The sequence below is a fragment of the Heyndrickxia sp. FSL K6-6286 genome (genome assembly GCF_038630395.1).
Lineage (GTDB): Bacteria > Bacillota > Bacilli > Bacillales > Bacillaceae_C > Heyndrickxia > Heyndrickxia oleronia.
Genome location: NZ_CP152029.1, coordinates 5,141,513 through 5,161,782, shown reverse-complemented (window position 1 = coordinate 5,161,782; position 20,270 = coordinate 5,141,513). Strand labels below are relative to the sequence as shown.

Annotated in this window: 17 protein-coding genes; 8 read left to right on the top strand and 9 right to left on the bottom strand. The window is 36.4% G+C overall.

The genetic code is table 11. The annotated features are described in order from the left end of the window. Positions 1-17 precede the first annotated feature (17 nt). Positions 18-1,733 carry a GMC family oxidoreductase gene (locus MHI39_RS25800; protein WP_058006124.1) on the top strand — a complete coding sequence of 572 codons (1,716 nt, stop codon included), beginning with the start codon at positions 18-20 and terminating at the stop codon, positions 1,731-1,733. 272 nt (positions 1,734-2,005) lie between these two features. Here MHI39_RS25800 and MHI39_RS25795 read toward each other — a convergent pair whose 3' ends face one another. Beyond that, complete coding sequence (locus tag MHI39_RS25795) at positions 2,006-4,372, bottom strand: penicillin acylase family protein (protein ID WP_342540448.1); 2,367 nt, start codon at positions 4,370-4,372, stop codon at positions 2,006-2,008. A 144-nt stretch (positions 4,373-4,516) separates the two neighbouring features. Then, the gene (locus MHI39_RS25790; protein ID WP_342541490.1) at positions 4,517-5,986 is read right to left on the bottom strand and encodes a peptide MFS transporter; all 1,470 of its coding nucleotides are present in this window, start codon (positions 5,984-5,986) and stop codon (positions 4,517-4,519) included. A 255-nt stretch (positions 5,987-6,241) separates the two neighbouring features. On the opposite strand from MHI39_RS25790, the gene MHI39_RS25785 reads away from it, so the two are divergent. Together MHI39_RS25785 and kynU are read left to right on the top strand one after the other, a co-directional pair. Continuing rightward, the gene (locus MHI39_RS25785) at positions 6,242-6,721 is read left to right on the top strand and encodes a PaaI family thioesterase (RefSeq protein WP_071976329.1); all 480 of its coding nucleotides are present in this window, start codon (positions 6,242-6,244) and stop codon (positions 6,719-6,721) included. A 68-nt stretch (positions 6,722-6,789) separates the two neighbouring features. Then, entirely contained in the window at positions 6,790-8,076 is a 1,287-nt protein-coding gene (gene kynU / locus MHI39_RS25780; protein ID WP_342540447.1) for a kynureninase, read from the top strand. Between the two features lie 78 nt (positions 8,077-8,154). On the opposite strand, the gene MHI39_RS25775 is transcribed toward kynU, so the two are convergent. From MHI39_RS25775 to MHI39_RS25755, 5 genes are all read right to left on the bottom strand, one after another. After that, positions 8,155-9,423 carry a hypothetical protein gene (locus MHI39_RS25775; protein ID WP_342540446.1) on the bottom strand — a complete coding sequence of 423 codons (1,269 nt, stop codon included), beginning with the start codon at positions 9,421-9,423 and terminating at the stop codon, positions 8,155-8,157. Positions 9,424-9,569: 146 nt separating this feature from the next. After that, the gene (locus MHI39_RS25770) at positions 9,570-9,698 is read right to left on the bottom strand and encodes a DUF4023 family protein (protein WP_342540445.1); all 129 of its coding nucleotides are present in this window, start codon (positions 9,696-9,698) and stop codon (positions 9,570-9,572) included. A gap of 278 nt (positions 9,699-9,976) precedes the next feature. After that, complete coding sequence (pepT, locus tag MHI39_RS25765) at positions 9,977-11,209, bottom strand: peptidase T (RefSeq protein WP_180212561.1); 1,233 nt, start codon at positions 11,207-11,209, stop codon at positions 9,977-9,979. Positions 11,210-11,421: 212 nt separating this feature from the next. Next, positions 11,422-12,786: an MATE family efflux transporter gene (locus tag MHI39_RS25760; RefSeq protein WP_058006131.1), complete on the bottom strand. Its 1,365-nt coding sequence runs from the start codon at positions 12,784-12,786 to the stop codon at positions 11,422-11,424. Between the two features lie 161 nt (positions 12,787-12,947). Continuing rightward, on the bottom strand, positions 12,948-13,883 hold the full coding sequence (locus MHI39_RS25755) for an aldo/keto reductase (protein ID WP_071976335.1): 936 nt from the start codon (positions 13,881-13,883) through the stop codon (positions 12,948-12,950). Between the two features lie 264 nt (positions 13,884-14,147). Here MHI39_RS25755 and MHI39_RS25750 point away from each other — a divergent pair, with 264 nt between their 5' ends. From MHI39_RS25750 to MHI39_RS25735, 4 genes are all read left to right on the top strand, one after another. Next, positions 14,148-14,840 carry a response regulator transcription factor gene (locus MHI39_RS25750; RefSeq protein ID WP_342540444.1) on the top strand — a complete coding sequence of 231 codons (693 nt, stop codon included), beginning with the start codon at positions 14,148-14,150 and terminating at the stop codon, positions 14,838-14,840. Then, positions 14,818-16,728, top strand: a complete 1,911-nt coding sequence (locus tag MHI39_RS25745; protein ID WP_278891033.1) for a HAMP domain-containing sensor histidine kinase — start codon at positions 14,818-14,820, stop codon at positions 16,726-16,728. The genes MHI39_RS25750 and MHI39_RS25745 overlap by 23 nt, the downstream gene beginning before the upstream one ends. A gap of 228 nt (positions 16,729-16,956) precedes the next feature. After that, positions 16,957-17,526, top strand: a complete 570-nt coding sequence (locus MHI39_RS25740; protein WP_342540443.1) for a TetR/AcrR family transcriptional regulator — start codon at positions 16,957-16,959, stop codon at positions 17,524-17,526. Between the two features lie 54 nt (positions 17,527-17,580). Continuing rightward, entirely contained in the window at positions 17,581-18,516 is a 936-nt protein-coding gene (locus MHI39_RS25735; RefSeq protein ID WP_278891035.1) for an SDR family NAD(P)-dependent oxidoreductase, read from the top strand. Positions 18,517-18,564: 48 nt separating this feature from the next. On the opposite strand, the gene MHI39_RS25730 is transcribed toward MHI39_RS25735, so the two are convergent. Continuing rightward, complete coding sequence (locus MHI39_RS25730; RefSeq protein WP_058006137.1) at positions 18,565-18,963, bottom strand: DoxX family protein; 399 nt, start codon at positions 18,961-18,963, stop codon at positions 18,565-18,567. 134 nt (positions 18,964-19,097) lie between these two features. On the opposite strand from MHI39_RS25730, the gene MHI39_RS25725 reads away from it, so the two are divergent. Continuing rightward, on the top strand, positions 19,098-19,280 hold the full coding sequence (locus MHI39_RS25725; protein ID WP_058006138.1) for a small acid-soluble spore protein H: 183 nt from the start codon (positions 19,098-19,100) through the stop codon (positions 19,278-19,280). Positions 19,281-19,340: 60 nt separating this feature from the next. Here MHI39_RS25725 and opp4C read toward each other — a convergent pair whose 3' ends face one another. Then, on the bottom strand, positions 19,341-20,261 hold the full coding sequence (gene opp4C, locus MHI39_RS25720; RefSeq protein WP_251339544.1) for an oligopeptide ABC transporter permease: 921 nt from the start codon (positions 20,259-20,261) through the stop codon (positions 19,341-19,343). Positions 20,262-20,270: the final 9 nt, after the last annotated feature.

Below are 20,270 nucleotides of genomic sequence, written 5' to 3'. Positions count from 1 at the left end.
ATAGAAGGTGACTAGTGATGGCAAAGAAATTACCAAAAACGGATGTAGTAACGGTTGGTGTAGGCTGGGTTGGTGGTATTATCGCTGCTGAGCTTACAAAAAAGGGATATAAGGTAGTAGGTCTAGAACGCGGAAAAGGTCGTTCTACGGAAGATTATTTAAAAGTACATGATGAATTACGTTATGCTCAACGTTATGAACTAATGCAGGATTTATCTAGAGAAACGATAACTATTCGTCATGATCTGAAGAAAAAGGCATTACCATATCGCGAATGGGGTGCATTCCTGTTTGGTGATGGATTAGGTGGTTCTGGTGTTCACTGGAACGGACAAACGTATTTATTTTTACCATATGATTTTGAAATTTATTCTAAAACCGTTGAACGTTACGGCAAGAATAAAATTCCTAAAGGTATGACAATTCAAGATTGGGGAATAACTCATGATGAATTATTGCCTTACTATAATACATTCTTGAAAATGTCAGGTATTTCTGGAGAGCCAAACCCATTAAAGGGTTCACCACAATACAAATATCCGACAAAGCCAATGCTTGATAGCCCTGAAATGAAATTATTTAAAGAGGCAGCGAATAAACTTGGATATCATCCATACAGTATGCCATCAGCCAATCTTTCAGAAAACTACACAAATCCAGACAATATTAGTCGTGGTGCATGTCAATATTGCGGTTTCTGTGAAAGATTTGGTTGTGAGTATGGAGCCAAAGCAGATCCTGTCGTAACGGTTCTCCCAGTTGCTGAGAAGACTGGTAATTATGAATTACGTACACATTCTGTTGTTCGTAAAGTCTTACATAGTGGTGGGAAAGCTACAGGTGTGCTATATGTTGATACTCGTACGGGTGAGGAATATATTCAAGAGGCAGAAGTAGTTCTACTATCTGCTTATCAAATGAATAATGTCAAGATCATGTTAAATTCAAATTTAGGTAAGGCTTATGATCCAAAAACAGGACGAGGTGTAATTGGTAAAAACTATGCATATCAAGTAAACTTTGGTGCTTCTACTGGATTCTTTGATAATGAATACAATGCATTTGCTGGGGCAGGAGCATTGGGCGCTAATCTTGATGATTTTAACGGAGATTTCTTTGATCACTCTGATTTAGACTTTATTCACGGGGCTAATATTAGATATGGCCAATCTGGAAATCGTCCAATTCAAAATAATGCTACACCTGCAGGTACACCTACATGGGGTAAAGAATTTAAAGATGCATCTGTTAAATATGCGAATCGTACCATTTCAATCGGTGCGCAAGGTGCTTCTATGCCGTGGCAAGACAATTATTTGGATTTAGATCCAACATATAAAGATGCCTTTGGTGACCCACTTATTCGTATGACATTTAACTGGAAAGATCAAGATAGGCAATTAAGTAAATTTCTTGGTGAGAAGACTGCAGGAATGTTAAAAGAAATGGGAGCAACAAAAGTTAATCAAGGTGGCCAAAAAGTTGGCAACTTCGATGTTCGAAACTATCAATCTACTCATAATACTGGTGGTTCAATTATGGGAGCAGATCCTGAAACAAGTGCTCTTAATAATTACTTACAAATGTGGGATTGTGAAAATGTATTCTCAGCAGGTGCGAATGCTTTTGGACATAATTCCGGCTATAATCCAACAGGAACAGTCGGTGCATTAGCATACCGTGCTGCAGAAGGTATTGAGAAGTATCTTAAAAAAGGCGGTTCACTAGTTTAATTTTTAATTGATGAAGGCAAACTGTATATTTATCCAAGGGTCTGTGCTCACATGTGGGGCCAGACCCTTTTAGTTTCTATAGTCTTTTTTATCAAAAGCTGTATTTTGTATCGTTTGTTGCTTTTAAAAGCCCTGCTGCCGACTTTTACCCTTCGATACAGGGTTCAGCTGTTTTAAGGAAGATATGCAGCTCTTTTCTCAGTAATGAAGAGACCTGTTTTTATCGTCCATATATTCTAATAACAGCAATGTTTGAGAAAAGAGCCTTTATATTATGGATTTAAAATAAGTGTATGACCTTTCTTCGTATTTAAAGAAGTTTGATGATAGGTACCATTTGCCCATGCATTTAATTGATTGTGGTACCACTTGCTTTTTAAATGCCCGGATTGTCCTGGACCGACCAAATGATATGCTGAATCCATGTTTGCAGTATCAATGACAAATCTCCAGGATCCCCCGTGGTTAACTGTTCCATCATTTTTATTGGCAGCAGCCTGTACAGTCACACTAGAACCGCCTACTGGAATACGGCCGTCACTATTAAATAAATAATTTAACGGTTTTACACTTGAAAGTGGGTGTGGGAAATAGAGTTGGTGGTATTCACCCCATGACCATTTACTAACAGAATTACCTTGTTCATCTATTATTTCATTAATGGCCAGATCAAAAGATTTTTTGAGTACCGCTTGTAATCCACCATTCTCTTTTATCCATGGACCAGGATTCCCTTCCGCAGCATGCCTTAAAAGCTCATCGACTGCCTGTTTTCTTCCCCCAAACTTTTCAAGCATCTCTACTGAAATTTCCTTATTAAATAGAACATCAGAGATTTTTGTCATCCATCGATTAAAAATAAGAGGAGCAGCTAACTCTTCATTATCAACAAAATTCCATTTTTTTAATTGTTGAATCGCTTCTTTTCCCGTTTTATCTTTTATTCCTTTTAGTTCATTGAGAAAAATTGGAACAAACTCTTTAGCCTGTAGATTCAGCTTATCCATCTGTAGATCGCGCATATCCTTTGCTGTAATTTGATCATTCGCTTTTAGAACTTCTTGGATACGCATTTGGCGATAAGGTTGGGCCCAATTATGACTAATATGATACGGATAATCATCTGAGATCACCTTGTTATTTGCGGTCGAGATGAATCCCTCCTTAGGGTTAATGGTTTTAGGAAGTTCATTGAACGGAATATAGCCTGTCCATTCATATTCATCTGACCAACCTGGAACAGGAAGCAAGCCATCACCTTTTTTGCGAATCGGAATTTTACCATTGGCTTTATATGCAATCGTCCCATCGTTAGAAGCGAAGACAAAGTTTTGGGCAGGTGTTTGGAAATTTTCAAGAGCCGTTTCGAACTCATCCCAATTCTTTGCTCTATTCATTTTTAGTATAGCTTCTAATTCATTAGAAGGCTGTAAGGCCGTCCATTGTAATGATAGGACTGTATCTTTGCCACTATCTGCTGCAAATTCAGAGATGATTGGACCATGTCTCGTAACGATTACATTATAATCTATAGTTTTTTGATCCTTGACTTTTATTGGTTCCTTGATTACCTCTGCATCTTCCCATTTTTCGTTATAAAGGAATTGATTCTTGTTCGTTGGATTTCTTTTTTCAATATATAAATCCTGTACATCAGGACCAGTATTAGTAACTCCCCAGGCGATTTCCTCGTTATGACCTAAAATAATACCCGGAATTCCGGCAAATATGACACCGCTTACATTTGTGTCAGGACCTTTTAAGTGCATTTGATACCAGATTGAAGGTGTACTAAGTGATAAATGAGGATCATCAGCTAAAATGGGCTTTCCTGATTTAGTTTTTTCACCACTTACTACCCAGTTATTGCTTCCATTAAATTCGTGTGGAATGATAGCAGAAGCGAAGCTTTTTTCAAGGTTTAATGTGTCTTTGCTTATAATATATGGTGCATCCTTAGGATAGGAGGGAAATAAATCGTATGCTTTTTCTTCTGAGAAGTTTTGCAATAAATAATAGCGAAATGCCTGATCCTCCCAATGTCCACCAAGATCAAATGCCATATATTTTCCTATTGTTAAGGAGTCAGTAGGTGTCCATTCTTTAGGTTTATAGCCAAGTAACTTAAATTCAATGGGCCACTTCCCGTTTTCGTCTAGTTCTTTAATAAATGCATTTACTCCTTCTGCGAACCAGTTAAGTGTATCCTTTGCTTGATTCGAGTATTGATCATAAGAGGCGACCGCTGCTCTTCTTAATCCCAGAGCTCGAAAGTATTTATCTTTATCTATCGCTGCACTACCAACGACTTCGCTTAATTCACCGGATGCTTGACGGCGACTAAGATCCATTTGAAATAAACGATCTTGAGCCTGAACATACCCCTGTGCCATGTATAAGTCATGATTGTTTTTTGCACGGATATGAGGAACTCCATCCTTATCTCTTATAATTTCAACTTTTTCTTTTAATCCAGATAGTTGTATTTCCCCCTCTGTTTTTGGTAATGACCGTGCGATATAAGCATTTGCCCCGAAATAGATCGCTGCAATTAGAACGATGATGATGGCCACAATCCATGCTGTAATCTTTGTCCATTTTCTCTTTCTTTTTGTATTTGCTTGTACAATGACTTCCAATGCTTCTCCCCCCTTAGGGGTAATAATTCGTTTTTTTTCTTCAAGAACCCTGCTTACATTTGAACATTTCCACCCTATATAAAAAAAACTGACTTATAGGGGGGTATCCCTTGTAAGTCAGCCTGTGAATTCTATTTAGCAATTTTAGTGAACACCCTTCATAAAGCTTTGAATCTTTGGTGAGAGAATAAATAGAATAATACTAAGAACAATTGATGCTCCTCCAATGATTCCGAAGTATACCATTTCGGTTGCAGGTGTATAGAATTTTACAATTTGTGCGTTAATAGCTTGTGCAGCTGCATTAGATAAGAACCAAAGACTCATCGTTTGTGCAGAGAATGCAGCTGGTGCTAGTTTTGTAGTTGCTGAAAGTCCAACTGGTGATAAACATAATTCTCCGATGACAACGATAAAATAACTAAGAACAAGCCATAATGGGTTGACTAATGATTCCGAACCACCAAAGTAAGCAGGTAAAAGAATAACCAAGAATGAAATTCCTGCAAATAGTAATCCAAATGAAAACTTCTTAGGAATAGATGGCTGGCGTTTACCTAACTTCATCCAAAGCCATGCAAAGACCGGTGCAAACACAATAATAAATAAAGGGTTTAATGACTGGAACCAAGCAGGTGAGATATGAATTCCTGCAAAATCTAATTGTGTGCGCTTGTCTGCGTAAGTTGCTAGTATAGTTGAACCTTGTTCCTGTATTGCCCAGAACATAACGGAAGCAATAAATAATGGAATATAGGCAATAATGCGTGAGCGTTCTACCTTTGTTGTTTTAGGACTACGATACATAACAATAAAGTACATTGTAGGGATTAAAATTCCTAAAATACCAATTAAACCAATAAAGGTCTCAAAATTAAGAATGCCTGTTGGAATAGCAATTGCACATAAGATTGCGATAATTATAATCGCTAATCCGATGATGCTGAATACTTTTTTCTTTTCAGTTGGGGAAAGAGGATTCGCAACAAATGTCCCCGCTAGGCCAAGGTTTTTCTTCTTTGTAACAAGAAAAACAACTAATCCGATAAACATACCTACTGCCGCACAGGCAAAGCCTAGGTGGAAACCATAGTTAGATTGAACGGCTCCAACAACTAATGGAGAAACAAATCCCCCAAGATTGATTCCCATATAAAAGATACTAAAACCGGAATCACGACGGCTGTCCTCTTCACTATAAATTTCACCGACTACACTAGAAACATTCGGCTTTAATAATCCTGTACCTAGAACAATTAATACCATTGAAATAAAGAAAAAGGTAATGTTGCCTGGGATGGCTAAAGCGATGTGACCGAGCATGATGAGTATTCCACCAATAAATACCGCCCTGGATGTACCAAAAATACGGTCAGCTAACCATCCACCGATAATTCCAGACATATATACTAATGATCCATAAATAGAGACAATAGCTAGAGCAGTTGATTGATCAAGCCCTAAACCGCCTTTTGAAACTTCATAATACATATAATAAACTAGGATTGCTTTCATTCCATAGTAGGAGAAACGTTCCCAAAATTCTGTAAAAAATAATGTAAATAGTCCTTTAGGATGCCCGAAAAATCCTTTTTGGGGAACGGTAGACAAAATTTTCTGTCTATTTTATTCTAACATAAGAAAACCTCCTTTATTATTATAATATAATACTTTAAATTTAAAATATTGTCAAAAAGGTTCTTTTTTCTACAATTTTATTTCGGGTTTTTAGTGAAACAGATTTTTCAGAATAATAGTTAAAGTAAAGGGACTTACTTACTAGGGAAAATTTATGCATACTTCAATTATTTGTAAATTAAATATTTTTTGTGCAATATGTTATACTATTCTGAAAAGGGAGGGGTAATTTTGGAGAATATGATATTAAAAGCAATACAAGATGAATATCCAGATGATTTTTCCTGGTGTTATGGCTGTGGTCGACTGAATGAGAAGGGACATCATTTCCGTACAGGCTGGGATGGGGAACAGACACTAACAATTTACTCCCCTAAGCAAGAGCATATGGCACTTCCAGGCTTTGTATATGGAGGACTTATTGCATCATTCATTGATTGTCATGGTACGGGATCTGCTTCGTTAGCCTTGCATCGGAAAAATGGACATGAACCGGGGGATGGAGTTGAACCTCCTAGATTTGTAACCGCCTCTTTAAAGGTAGATTTTATTAAACCAACTCCGCAAGATACTCCTTTAAAGGCGATTGGTACCATTCATGAAATTCATCCGAAAAAGTGGAAGGTTGAAACAGAAGTATTTGCTAATGATATACTCTGTGCACGTGGTGAGGTTATTGCTGTAGTCATGCCTAGTACTTTTGTAAAATAAGAAGTAGTTTTTCTAGAGCAGCGATTATAAGTAGGTAGGAATCACCACTTTCAGGAGGGGAACAGCTTATGGAAAGTTATGTTTTTAATGCTTCCGAAGAATATGCACTAAAATTAGATAAAAATGATTGTCTAGCTTCATTTCGAAATGAATTTTATGTAATGGACGGAAAAATTTATTTAGATGGGAACTCCCTCGGACTCCTGTCAAAACGCTCAGAGACATCATTGCTAACATTACTAGATTCATGGAAACAGTTTGGTATAGACGGATGGATGGAAGGGGAGAATGCTTGGTTTGATTTATCTGAGAGATTGGGAGGACGTCTTGCTTCATTGATTGGAGCTTTACCTGTTGAGGTAATAGTAAGCGGTTCCACAACATCGAATCTCCATCAAATGATTGCTACCTTTTATCAGCCTCAAGGGGAAAAGGTAAAAATTCTAGCAGATGAACTCAATTTTCCCTCTGACATTTATGCAATTCAAAGTGAACTGAAATTAAAAGGCTTTGATCCACATACACACTTGGTTCAGGTATCGAGCCGTGATGGACGTATAATTGAAGAGGACGATATCATCCGCGCGATGACAGATGACATTGCCTTAATTGTGCTACCTAGTGTCCTTTATCGAAGTGGCCAAATATTAAATATGAAAAGATTAACAGAAGAGGCACACCAGAGAGGGATCATTATTGGCTTTGACCTTTGTCACTCCATTGGGGCAATTCCCCATGAATTGAGTGATTGGGGCGTTGACTTTGCTGTGTGGTGCAATTATAAATATTTGAACAGTGGTCCAGGAAGTGTCGGTGGTTTATACGTTCACAAAAAGCATTTTGGGCAAGTTCCAGGACTTGCAGGCTGGTTTAGTTCTAGAAAAGACAAACAATTTGATATGGAGCATGTATTGACCCCTGCAAGTCATGCAGGAGCTTATCAAATGGGAACCCCCCATATTTTAAGTATGGCACCATTAATCGGCTCACTAGAAATTTTTGAAGAAGCTGGATTAAAGAATATCAGGAATAAATCATTACTGATGACACGGTATATGATGGATCTCATAAAATATGAGCTTCGTGAGATGGGATTTTCGCTTGGTAATCCTATAGAGGATTCAAGGCGTGGCGGTCATGTCTTTCTAGAGCACCAAGAAGCAGCACGTATTTGTAAAGCACTAAAGGTCAATGGAGTAATTCCAGATTTTCGTGCACCTAATGGCATCCGTCTTGCCCCCGTTGCTCTTTATAATACATTTAAAGAAGTGTGGGAAACGGTTCAGATTTTGAAACGAATAATGACGGATGAGGAATATAAACAATTTGAAAATAAACGCGAAGTAGTAGCGTAACCATGTAAGAAAGTGGATTGTTTATTGTTAAAAGGGACAGAGTCAATAAACAATCCACTTTTTTCCTCATTAGGATTTTTATTTTAATTTGTTTAGCTCAACGATCTCACCGTGGACAGCATTGACCCCGTACTGACTATCTAATTTCCCACATAATATATATTCTTTTCGTTCGGCATTATAAACATAGACTGGGGTTAGCTCAATATATGGCCTTATATATTGAAATGCCTCATCTTTCATTACTTTAATGATGCCAGATTTGGGATAGGATCGAAACATCTCTATTAAAAAGTCATTATCCATATAATTGATCACTTCATAAGACTTCCGATTAATGAACAAAAGAAGTTTCCGTTGAAAAACAAGATTGTCCTGTTCAGATTGTTTAAGAGTGGCGTGAATATATCCATTATCACGATGGAGTGTTTTTAGTACCCACAACCCTGATTGGTTCGGATAAACTTGTCGTAAAAAATTAGTAACCGCTATCTTACAATATTCTTGCTCTTCACTAGTAATAGGAAATGCATCAGGACTAGGCAAATTCGAAAGGGCTTGCTCAAGGGTAAGATCTTCTATTAAATTCATTTTTTCTCTATTAAATAGTTGATCAATTGATTCTTGCCATTCTATGATCTCATTAATAGTTATTGTATCTCGTTCATCTAAAGGAAATTCAATAGTGACAGATTGGTCATTTGCGATATACAGTTCCTCTATTGCATAAACAGGGAGCAATTCTTTGGTTTCATCGGAAGGAAAATGGATGAGCTTAAGCTGTTCCCTTGCAATTTGTTCAATATCTTCAAGAATAAGAGAATAGTCTCGCTCTATTACACTATTTTTTGATGGATAGTTTCCAATGACAGAATAAAAGACAAGCTTCCCATCGGAGTTAATTTTTACTTCAATAGATCCCCCAGGAGAAAGTGGAATTCCTTTAATGCATGTTTGAAAGGTAAACTCACCTTTGTCCTCCCTATGTAGTCTAAAATGTTCTTGATAAACTAAACCAGTTTCTTGTTCAATCCAATGTATAATATCCTTCTTGTCTTGACTACTAAATGATATTCCATCTTTTACATAGGTAATCCCACCTACGAAAATCGCGCTTTGAACTTTTAGTGTATGCATATTTAATTCTATAGATGCAGTACCATCTGGATTTAGACCATCTTCCTCACGATCCATAATATGTGAGGGGAACCACTCCATGCAAAGCGTATAGATGGTTTCACTATTGGTGTTTATTTTTCGATAAATTTTATAATCGTGTATTTGGTAGTTTACTAAACCAAATTTATTTTTAGTCCATTCAAGGTAATCACTTATTGTATTAGTCATATTAGCACCTCCTATCAAAATTGTAACATAAAGTGGTGCATATTCCTTATTTTGTATATTTATCAAGCAATAAGGTTGCCTGAAGGACAACCCATGCTTTATGGAAATTATAAAAAGAAACCATTTGAATTCATTTTAAATTGTAACTACTTATTTGTACTATGTTGCTTGTTAGGTAATTTGAAGCTTGAGCTTTCGCTTCCTTTTTTTCGATTTTTGTCTGCCTTTTTTTGATTCTCATTTAGTTTCTCAACATATTCATGTGTATTTTCCATGTCGTAACCTCCTATACTAAATAACTTCATTGTTACTATAACCATTCGGAGCGAATGAATACTGCAAAATTTACCGTGAGTATGGGTAAGGAATTATTTCTTTGATTGCTCAGAATATCATCTCAACTTTTTAAACTGCTTCCCCTCGTTAGGGTTGTGTCTAGCTTTTCATATGGATAAGAGTTTAAAAAGTTTTAGGTGTTTTTCTCATGTTTACATTTCCGTTCTCAGGAACTAAAAAAGGTGTCAGACTATGCCTGACACCTGATGTTTTTGTTTTATGCCTTTTCTTCAAAAAGTTTTGTTATACCGATGATTACCTGTGTTGCTTTCTCCATATTATCTACTGAAATATATTCATATTTCCCATGGAAGTTTTCTCCACCTGTAAAAATATTTGGTGTTGGTAATCCCATAAAAGAAAGCTGAGAACCATCAGTACCACCACGGATTGGTTGTATAATCGGTTCGATGTTTAAGTCTTTCATTGCCTCATAGGCAATATCTACAATATGTTTTACTGGTTCAATTTTATCCTTCATATTGTAATATTGATCACTTATTTCTAATATGATGTTGTTCTCTCCATATTTTTGTTTGAGTTCATTAACAATCTTTTCAAGATTTGCCTTTTTGGCTTCAAATTTTTCCTTATCATGATCTCGGATGATATAGTTCATTTTGGTCTGTTCAACATCACCGTTCATTGATAACAAATGATAGAAGCCTTCATAACCTTCAGTATATTCTGGGGCTTCCTCTGCAGGCAGCTTATTTTGAAGCTCCATTCCAATTTTGATGGAGTTGATCATTTTTCCCTTTGCTGATCCAGGATGAATATTGCTACCTTTAATGGTAATTTTCGCACCTGCAGCGTTGAAGCTTTCATATTCTAATTCCCCAAGCCGGCCGCCATCAACTGTGTAAGCATATTGTGCTTGAAAAGCTTCTACATCAAATTTATGTGGTCCTCTACCAATCTCCTCGTCTGGAGTAAAGGCAACTCTCACTTTACCATGCTTGATTTCTGGATGCTGGATTAAATAGGCCATTGCAGTCATGATTTCAGCAATTCCCGCTTTATTGTCAGCACCTAGAAGTGTGGTTCCATCTGTTGTAATTAATGTATGCCCCTTATAATTTTCAAGATTAGGGAATTCTTTTGGGGACAAAGTAATATGTAGGGAATCATTTAAAAGTATGTCTCCACCATCATAATTTTCAACTAGTTGTGGATTTACATTTTTGCCGGTAAAATCAGTCGCTGTATCAACATGTGCTAAAAATCCAATAGTTGGTACATGCTTATCGGTATTAGAAGGGAGAGAGGCCATTAAATATCCATTCTCGTCCAATGTAACATCTTCCATACCTATAGATTTAAGCTCTTCTTCAAGCTTATGAAGTAGATCCCATTGTCCAGGTGTAGAAGGACATGTCTCGCTATCTTCATTAGATTGGGTATCGATTTTTACGTAAGATGTAAATCTTTCAATGATTTCATTTTTCATTTTACATTCATCTCCCTGTTAGCAATCTATTCTTATCTTATCATGAACTAAAGTTCAATACATATGACAAGATTAGTGGAAATGATCAATCGTGTTAAGTTCATTCAAAAAAGTTATTTAGTAATTAAGCGGGATTGATGGTCTTCAATTTATATTTATTCGTTAAATAGTAAAGAAAAAAAGGAGCAAATTCCCACTCCTTTTTTTACTTTTTATGACGTTTTCAATGCTTTCATTTTAATCTTTGCCACCTTGCGTTCCCATGGTTTTGATAACCAGCGTCTAAAAGCAAAGCAACCCCTAAACCATTCATCTGCACCTTGTGCAATCCAAATTCCTAAAAGACCTAGACCAAAATGGACGCCAAGTACATAGCTTAAAACGACTGCAATGCCCCACATAGATATCATTCCAATGATAACAGGAAAGCGTACATCCCCTGCAGACTTCAAGGAGCTCATCAACACAATATTCATCGCCCTACCAGGTTCAGTTATAACAATAGCCCATAACACAGGAAGCCCGATAGCAATAATTTTGGGATCATCAGTAAAAATACTTAATATAGGCGACCCGATCAAAGCAAGAATTAATGAGGCGATAAATGAAGCGATCATTGCGATTTTCAATGTACGAACCCCACGGCGTAATGCACGTTCATATTGCTTTCCACCTATATATCGTGCAACGAGAAGTTGTGTACCTTGTGCGATTGCTAATGTAAATAAGTAACAGATCATTGATAGATTCAGTAAATAAATGCGAGAAGCCAGTGCAGATGTTCCAATCGTAACAACAAACCCTGTAATGACGAGTTGAGAAAGTTGATAGGAAAGGTTTTCACCAGCTGAAGGGATGCCGATTGATAAGAGACTTTTAACATCCTCCTTCTTAGCCTTAAATAAATCACTAAATGTTAATCTAAGTGACAGTCGTTTATATACAAAGTAAATGAGTGCAAGAACAGCGAAGCTACGCGCCACAACGATAGCCCAAGAAACACCGACTACACCCGTAATCGGAAGACCTAGAATACCAGTTGTTGCAAGAATGTTTCCACCAATACTAATTAAATCCATGATCACCGTTACGACCATGGATTCCTTCGTAAAGCCATGGCTACGCAAAACGGCACTTAATGCTAAGGATAAGGATTCAAGGAAAAGGGAGGCACCGCAAATACGAACAAAGATTAGCCCATAGTCAAATACTTTTCCTTCAATATCAAATAAGCGCAACAAATGTTCACCAAAGAAAAAAACAATCAATGCGATGATCATTCCGAACCAAAAATTCAGTCCAAAAACGGACCTAGATAGCTGTCTGGCCTTTTTAAAGTTTTCTGCACCTAGGCTTTGACTAATTAAGACAGTGGCACCGATAGAAGTAACTGTAAATACTAAAATAAAAATATTTAACAGTTGATTTGCAACACCTACTCCTGAGGCAGCGTCATCTGAATAATGACTAAGCATAAGTGTGGCCATAATTCCCATTCCCATATGGAGGGTTAGCTCGATGAGGAGCGGCCAGGTAATACTGAAAAGTGTTTGTTCTTGAAGTTTATTTGTACTCAATGAAGTTCTCCTTCTTTTTTACAAAATGATATATAAAATCCATTTTAACTCTATAGGTATATTAGTAAAATAGGAAAACATGATATTCGTAAAAAATATTCTTCTTTTTAGAAGAAATATAAAAAAGGACGAGCATCTACTATGCTTGCCCTTTAAAATGATTAAGCTTGAAAAATATCATCGATTTGCTTTATTTCTTCTGGAGTTAAATGGACAGCTAAGGTAGCCAGATTTCTCTTTACTTGTTCGGGCTGTTTTGCTCCAGGGATTAGTGCATCAATTGAATCACGTGTTAAGTACCAAGCAAGTACGACATGAGCAACTTCCGCTTCTTTCTTTAAAGCGATTTCACGAACAAGCTCTACTTTTTCTAAGTTCTGAATAAATGCATCACCTTGGAATAATGGATTTTTAGAACGTCCATCTTTAAACGTTGTTTCCTTTGTATATTTTCCACCTAATAGCCCAGCTGCAAGTGGGAAATAAGGAACAAATGAAATATTCTTCTCTTTCGTATACGGTAATAGCTCTTTTTCCGCCTCACGTTTAAATAGGTTATATTCTGATTGCAGTACATCTACATATCCATCTTTATTGGCTTCCTTTAATTGCTCGATTGAAAAGTTAGAAACGCCAATTGCTCGAATTTTCCCTTGATCCTTTAGTTCCTTTAAAGCGCCAACCGCCTCATCTTTAGGGGTTTTATCATCAGGAAAGTGAATATAGTATAGATCAATATAATCAGTCTTTAATCGTCTAAGGCTTTTTTCAACTTCATTTTTTAAAAAAGCGGGAGAATTATCAAATATTATCTTTCCGTCTACTAACTTATGTGCCCCTTTAGTAGCAATGATGATTTCTTTACGATTTCCTGTTTCTTCTAAAACCTCGCCGATTAATTCTTCAGAACGTTCTGGTCCGTAAATATAAGCTGTGTCTAAGAAATTGATTCCATTAGAAATAGCAGCTCTTACCACATCTTTACCCGTTTCCTCGATTAAATTGGGGTAAATATTATGTCCTCCTACAGCATTTGTACCAAGACCAATTGGATTAACATATAAATCTGTTTTACCTAAACGAACTTGTTTGATCATATACTCATCTCCTTCGTTTATTTAGACATATCATAGCAAAAAATCAGCATTAGATGGAAATGATTGGTTTGGAAGATTAGATTAAAGTGTGAAAATTTACTACCTTTTCTATTAGGGAAAGTTAATATAGTAATAGATATAAATTATTCCATCGTTTCCAAAGCCATGGAATCTTAAGAAATTCTTCATTTTTTAATTAGCTGATTGTTAAGAATTGGGTTTTATACTATAGATAACACGAATAAATAGGTGGGGGAGTAGCTGGTGGATACATATCGTGTATTAGTTGTTGATGATGAAATAGAAATTCGTGATGTAATTGAAATTTATTTAAAAAACGAAGGGATTACTGTGATCAAAGCGAAGGATGGGTTGGAGGCAATTGAAAAGTTAAATGAGTACGATATTCATTTAATTTTACTAGATGTCATGATGCCTAGAATGGATGGTATAGCAGCGACATTTAAAATTCGTGAGAAAAAGGACATTCCCATTATTATATTAAGTGCTAAAAGTGAAGATACCGATAAAATATTAGGATTGCAAATTGGAGCCGATGATTATATCACCAAGCCATTCAATCCTTTAGAGTTAATTGCTAGGGTGAAATCACAGCTACGAAGGTATGTAAAGTTCGGTACTTATGAGGGAGCGAGGAAAGTAATTGAATTAGACGGACTAACTTTAAATCCAGTTGCAAAGGAAGTGACTGTAGATGGAGAATTAGTGAAGTTCACACCTATTGAATATCGAATTGTTGAATTATTAATGAAGAATGCTGGTCGAGTTTTTTCTATATCTGAAATTTATGAGCGGGTTTGGAAGGAGCCTGGGTTTAATGCGGAAAATACAGTAGCTGTTCATATCCGTAAAATTCGAGAAAAAATTGAAATTGATCCGAAGAATCCAAGATACATAAAGGTGGTGTGGGGGATTGGCTACAAAATGGAAAGGTAGAACTTTTGGATTTATTATTGCTTTGCTTTTGTTCACTTTCGGATTGACAAGCATTGGATTATTACTGGACCGTGGGCATGAATATCTTTTTAAAACCTATTTTGATACAGATCAATTTGCGGCTGAAATAGAGTCTTTCATTCATGAATTGGGTAAATATGAAATATATCATGGTGAAGACGTTGAAGATGATTGGATTAAGGAAAAGGAATTATCAGAACTGTATGATTTTAAGAAGGTATTTAAGTTCTATCTAAGGGATATAAATACGAATGAGGTTTACACTAATTTATATTCTAGCAATGAAAGCTTTATTGATTCCGAATTTACAAAGCCTGATATGAAGTATGTTCAAGAGTACTCTCGTTTGGATGGAACAGAGCTAGTGGTGAATAACTTCCAAAATGAGATAGATGGAGATCCTAAATTATTAGAAGGTAGGATTGGTGTACTTGTTTCCGCACCAGAGGATAGTTCTGTCATTGCCAACTATCAACAATACCCGCAACAACAAATGGCCTTTTATTACTATATAATGGGTGGAATGGTCACATTATTTTTTGGCCTCTTACTAATGAAAAAATTAAGTCCATACCCTTCCCTTACAAGGCTTCAAAGGTATTATCAAAAAGTGCCGATTGATATTGGTTTGTCTCTATTAATATTCTTGACTATGTATGAAAATATAATTATTGGAATCATAAGTAGGCTTTATTTGAGCGAGGGATTTCCGGTAGACTCCTATTTATTCAATTTTATTTTAGCTGCAATCCTTACTTTTCTTGTACTTATACAGCTGGCACTCATGTATCGCAGAATAATGGATGTTGAAAATTTAAAAGTAGATATAAAAAAAAGTATACTTTTTCGACTATACTTCGCTTTAAAGGAAGCTTTCTTACTCAGAAGTATAGGTACCCAGGTGCTTATTTTTTTCGCCGTTCTTTTTTCATTTATACCTATATCAGCTATTGCAGGGACCGAGCCAGAATTAGTCATTATTTACTTACTTCTAACAATATTGATATTTATCATCGTGATTAAACAGGCAGGATCTTTTAATCGGATTCTTAAATATACTTCGGAATTAGCAAAGGGGAATCTTGAACCAGATCTCGCCATTGGCGGAAAATCATCCATAGCAAAGCTAGCGGAAAATATTAATCATTTAAAGCATGGGGTTAAAACCTCAAAGAAGGAACAAGCTAAGAGCGAGCGACTAAAGACAGAGCTTATAACGAATGTAAGTCATGATTTAAGAACTCCCTTAACATCTATTATTACCTATACGGAACTATTAAAGTCAAAGGAATTAGGGGAGGAAGAAAGAGAAGCTTATATAGGGATAATTGACCGTAAATCTAAGAGGTTAAAAGTTTTAATTGATGATTTATTTGAAGCTTCGAAAATAGCCAGTGGCAATATAGAGCTTGTCAAGAAGCAAGTTGATATGGTGCAATTACTAGAGCAGGCACTTGGTGAATATAACGAGCAAATGAATCAATCAAGTTTGCAATTTCGAATTTCTACACCGAAGGAACCGGTATATGCTCATGTAGATGGACAAAAAATTTGGCGCGTGTTCGATAATTTAATTGGAAATATACTGAAATATGCATTAGAAAATACAAGAGTATATATATCAATTGAATCGACTAGTGAACATGTGATGATCATTTTTAAGAATGTATCAAAATATGAGTTAGGAAAACATACAGATGAATTATTTGAACGATTTAAACGTGGAGATCAATCTCGACATACAGAAGGTTCTGGATTAGGTCTTGCCATTTCTAAATCCATTGTTGATCTTCATGAAGGAAGCATGGATATTGGGGTAGATGGAGATTTATTTAAAGTGATTATTGAGCTAAAACGTCTATTTTAGTAAATAGACGTTTTTTATTAAAGCTGTTTTCATATTGTTTCGTGCTTGTGTAAATGCTCTACCGCAGCCTATTACACGTCCTGGTAGTTCTTATGAAGTTTATAGCTCTTTTTACTCAGTGAAATGAAGGAGGAGCAATGGTCTTCAACCTATATTTAAAAAAACAATTGACAATTGATCCCATTTCACATAATATTTAATTGAACAGTGGTTAATAAGGAGGAAATCATGTCACCAAGAAAATCTGTCCAGCATGAACTTTCGCGGGAAATGATTATGAATGCAGCAAGAGAGTTATTCATAACGAAAGGTTATCAACATGTTTCTATGAGGCAAGTGGCCAAAGAATTAGGGTATAGCCATGGAGCGATTTATTATCATTTTAAAAATAAAGCAGAGCTGTTTTATGGGTTAGTAGAAGAGCACTTTCATATGTTAGATCAAGTACTTGATCGTATCTTGGAGGAGGAGCTTGATACATTAGAAAAATTAAAAAAGGTGATGCTAGGCTTTATCGAATTTGGGTTGACCTATCAAAGTCACTATGAAATCATGTTTTTAATTAAAGAAGAGGAAGTCATTAACTATATTAATCAGGGGCCAAATAAAAGCTATGAGAAATTTGCTCAAACAGTCCATATGTTATGTGGGCGTCAAACAACTATCCAAGAAATTTGGAGCATCTTTCTATCTCTACATGGGTTTGTTACACATTATCTTCGGCATGTCACTAATTTTGAAGATGTGAAGGAATTAGCTCATTTACATGTTAATTTCTTGTTAAAAGCAATGCTATAATTTTTTTTAACTATATTTGAACAGTGGTCAAATAAATGGTGGGAGGAATTTTTTATGAAAAAGGCTTTGGTATTAGGGGCATCAGGCGGTATGGGGTATTCGATAGTAAACGAATTAATTAGCAGAGGAATTCATGTTGTAGCCTTTGCTCGTACAAGAAGCAAGTTAGAAAAATTATTTCAAAATCAGCAAGGCATCACAATATTTACAGGTGATATTTTTAATTTAGATGATTTGCTTAAAGCAGCTACTGATGTAGATATCATTTTTCAAGCAGCAAATATTCCATATCCAGAATGGGAAGAAAGGCTTGCTACGTTTATTCAACAAATTATCAACGTTTCTGAGATGAGGGGAATTAAGCTAGCGGTAGTTGATAATATTTATGCATATGGGAGAAGCAATCGTGAGAAAGTTTCTGAGAATGCACCTAAAAACCCACATACTAAAAAGGGTAGGATCCGTCTGAATGTGGAGAACATGATAAAGGAGTCCAATGCTCAGGCATTTATTGCCCATTTTCCAGATTTTTATGGCCCGAACGCAGAAAATACCCTTCTCCACGTTACTCTGGAAAAGGTTGTAGCTAATCAATCATCGATGTTTGTAGGAGATCAACGGATTGCAAGAGAATATATTTATACACCAGATGGGGCGAAAGCCATCGTTGAGCTTGCTTTCCGTGAAGATGCCTATGGAGAGAGCTGGAATATTCCAGGACATAGTGTGATTACTGGGAAAGAGATTATGGAAACTATGCGCGAATTGACCAGCTATGATAAACGTGTATTAACGATTACAAAGTCAATGATACGTATGCTCGGGCTATTTAATCCAATGATGCGTGAAGTGGTAGAAATGTATTATTTAAATCAGGAACCAGTTGTATTAAGTGGAGATAAATATGAAAATAAAATTGGTCCTGTTCCACGAACTTCTTATAGGGATGGATTAAGGCAAACCATAGAGTATATGAAAGACCAGCAATAAAAAAGGCTTAAAGCAGGTTTTAGTGACCTGCTTTTTTAGTTTCCCAGTTTAGGGACGATAGAATAATACATAGTCACCTGGCCCAATTAGTGCTACTCCAATGACAACGGCGATAAGAACAAAATTATACTCAAAGCCATTATTGGTGAGCCAGTACCCATTACGACCATGAACAGATACAATGGCATCAATCATAATAATGGCAATTAGAGCTGCGCCTATTGGGGTGAGTACACCCGCACTAAATAATAATCCCCCTACTAGCTCAAATAACCCTGCACAGATTGCCCAAATAGTACCACCAGGTTTTATTCCAATTGATTCTAGCCATTCACCGGTTTTAGTCGCACCCGTACCACCGAACCAACCAAATAGTTTTTGTGCACCATGTCCCACAAATGTAAGACCTACCACTAAACGAATAATAAGTAGTCCAAGGTTTGCCATCCATATCCCTCTTTCATATTTTTAATTTCAGTATGAGCGAGAGTTTGGATTTTATTCACAATAGAATCAGATGAGATGTATATCTTTCTATTAAATAGCAAAGGGTAAGAATAAATTAAAGGAGGTATATTCAAGTGAATAAACAACGGGCACAGGAAATTGCTGAGTCTCCTAGAATGGTTAATGTTACTTATAATGGAAAGCCAATCTATATTCAGCATGTTGACGAAAAAAATGAAACCGCTCGAATCTATCCTTTGGGTCAACCAGAAATGGAAGAAGAGGTTTCATTGAATAGTCTTATTGAAAGTGAATAAAAAAACACAGGGCCGGTTCTTTTCCACATTTAGTGGGACAAGGGACCTGACCCTGTGTCCCTATCGATTATTACTTTTTGGATCGAAGGCATCACGAAGGCCATCGCCAATAAAGTTTATACAAAGAACAGTTAATAGGATTGCGAGTCCAGGAGGAATCCATGCTTCTGGGCTATTGCGTAAAATACGTAAGCTTTGAGCTTCAGAAATCATATTTCCCCAAGTAGGTGTGGGCTGTGGAATACCAAAGCCGATAAAGCTAAGAGCGGATTCAACAATAATCATTGTTGCCATCATGAGTGTAGCATTTACGACAATAGGTCCGATGGCGTTTGGAATAAAATGCTTAAAGATAATTCGAAAATCACTGGCCCCAATTGCTTTTGCTCCTAGGACAAATTCTTGTTCGCGAAGAGAAAGAAAGGTTCCGCGAATAATCCTTGCCAGGTTGGGCCAAGAAGTGATGGCAATAATACCTACGAAGATTCCGATAGTAACTTTTTGCAAAATGGCTACAATGGTTAAGACGAGAACAAGAAAAGGAAGCATGAGAATCAAATCGGCAATTCGCATAATGATCCCATCTACGATGCCTCTATAGTATCCTGCAATTGAACCAAGTGTTACCCCTATGATAAGAGTACAAAACATGGCACTAAATCCGACAATCATAGAAATTCGTCCACCATATAAAAGACGGGAAAGATTATCTCTTCCAGAGCTATCTGTTCCTAAAGGATGATCGGCGCTTGGTGGCTGTTCAATTAGGAGCAGATTCGATTTAGTAGGAGGTTGATTCGTTAATAATGGAGCAAAGATAACAGCGACGACAATAAGAAACAAAATAATCAGCCCGGCCATTGCAAGTTTGTTTTTCATAAATCTTCGGAGGGCTAGCTGAAAAGGACTTTTCCCTTTAATTTTTCTCTTAGAATTGACTTCAGGGTTCGAATCGAAAGTAAGATTCGTTTTAGTATCCATTCTTTTCCC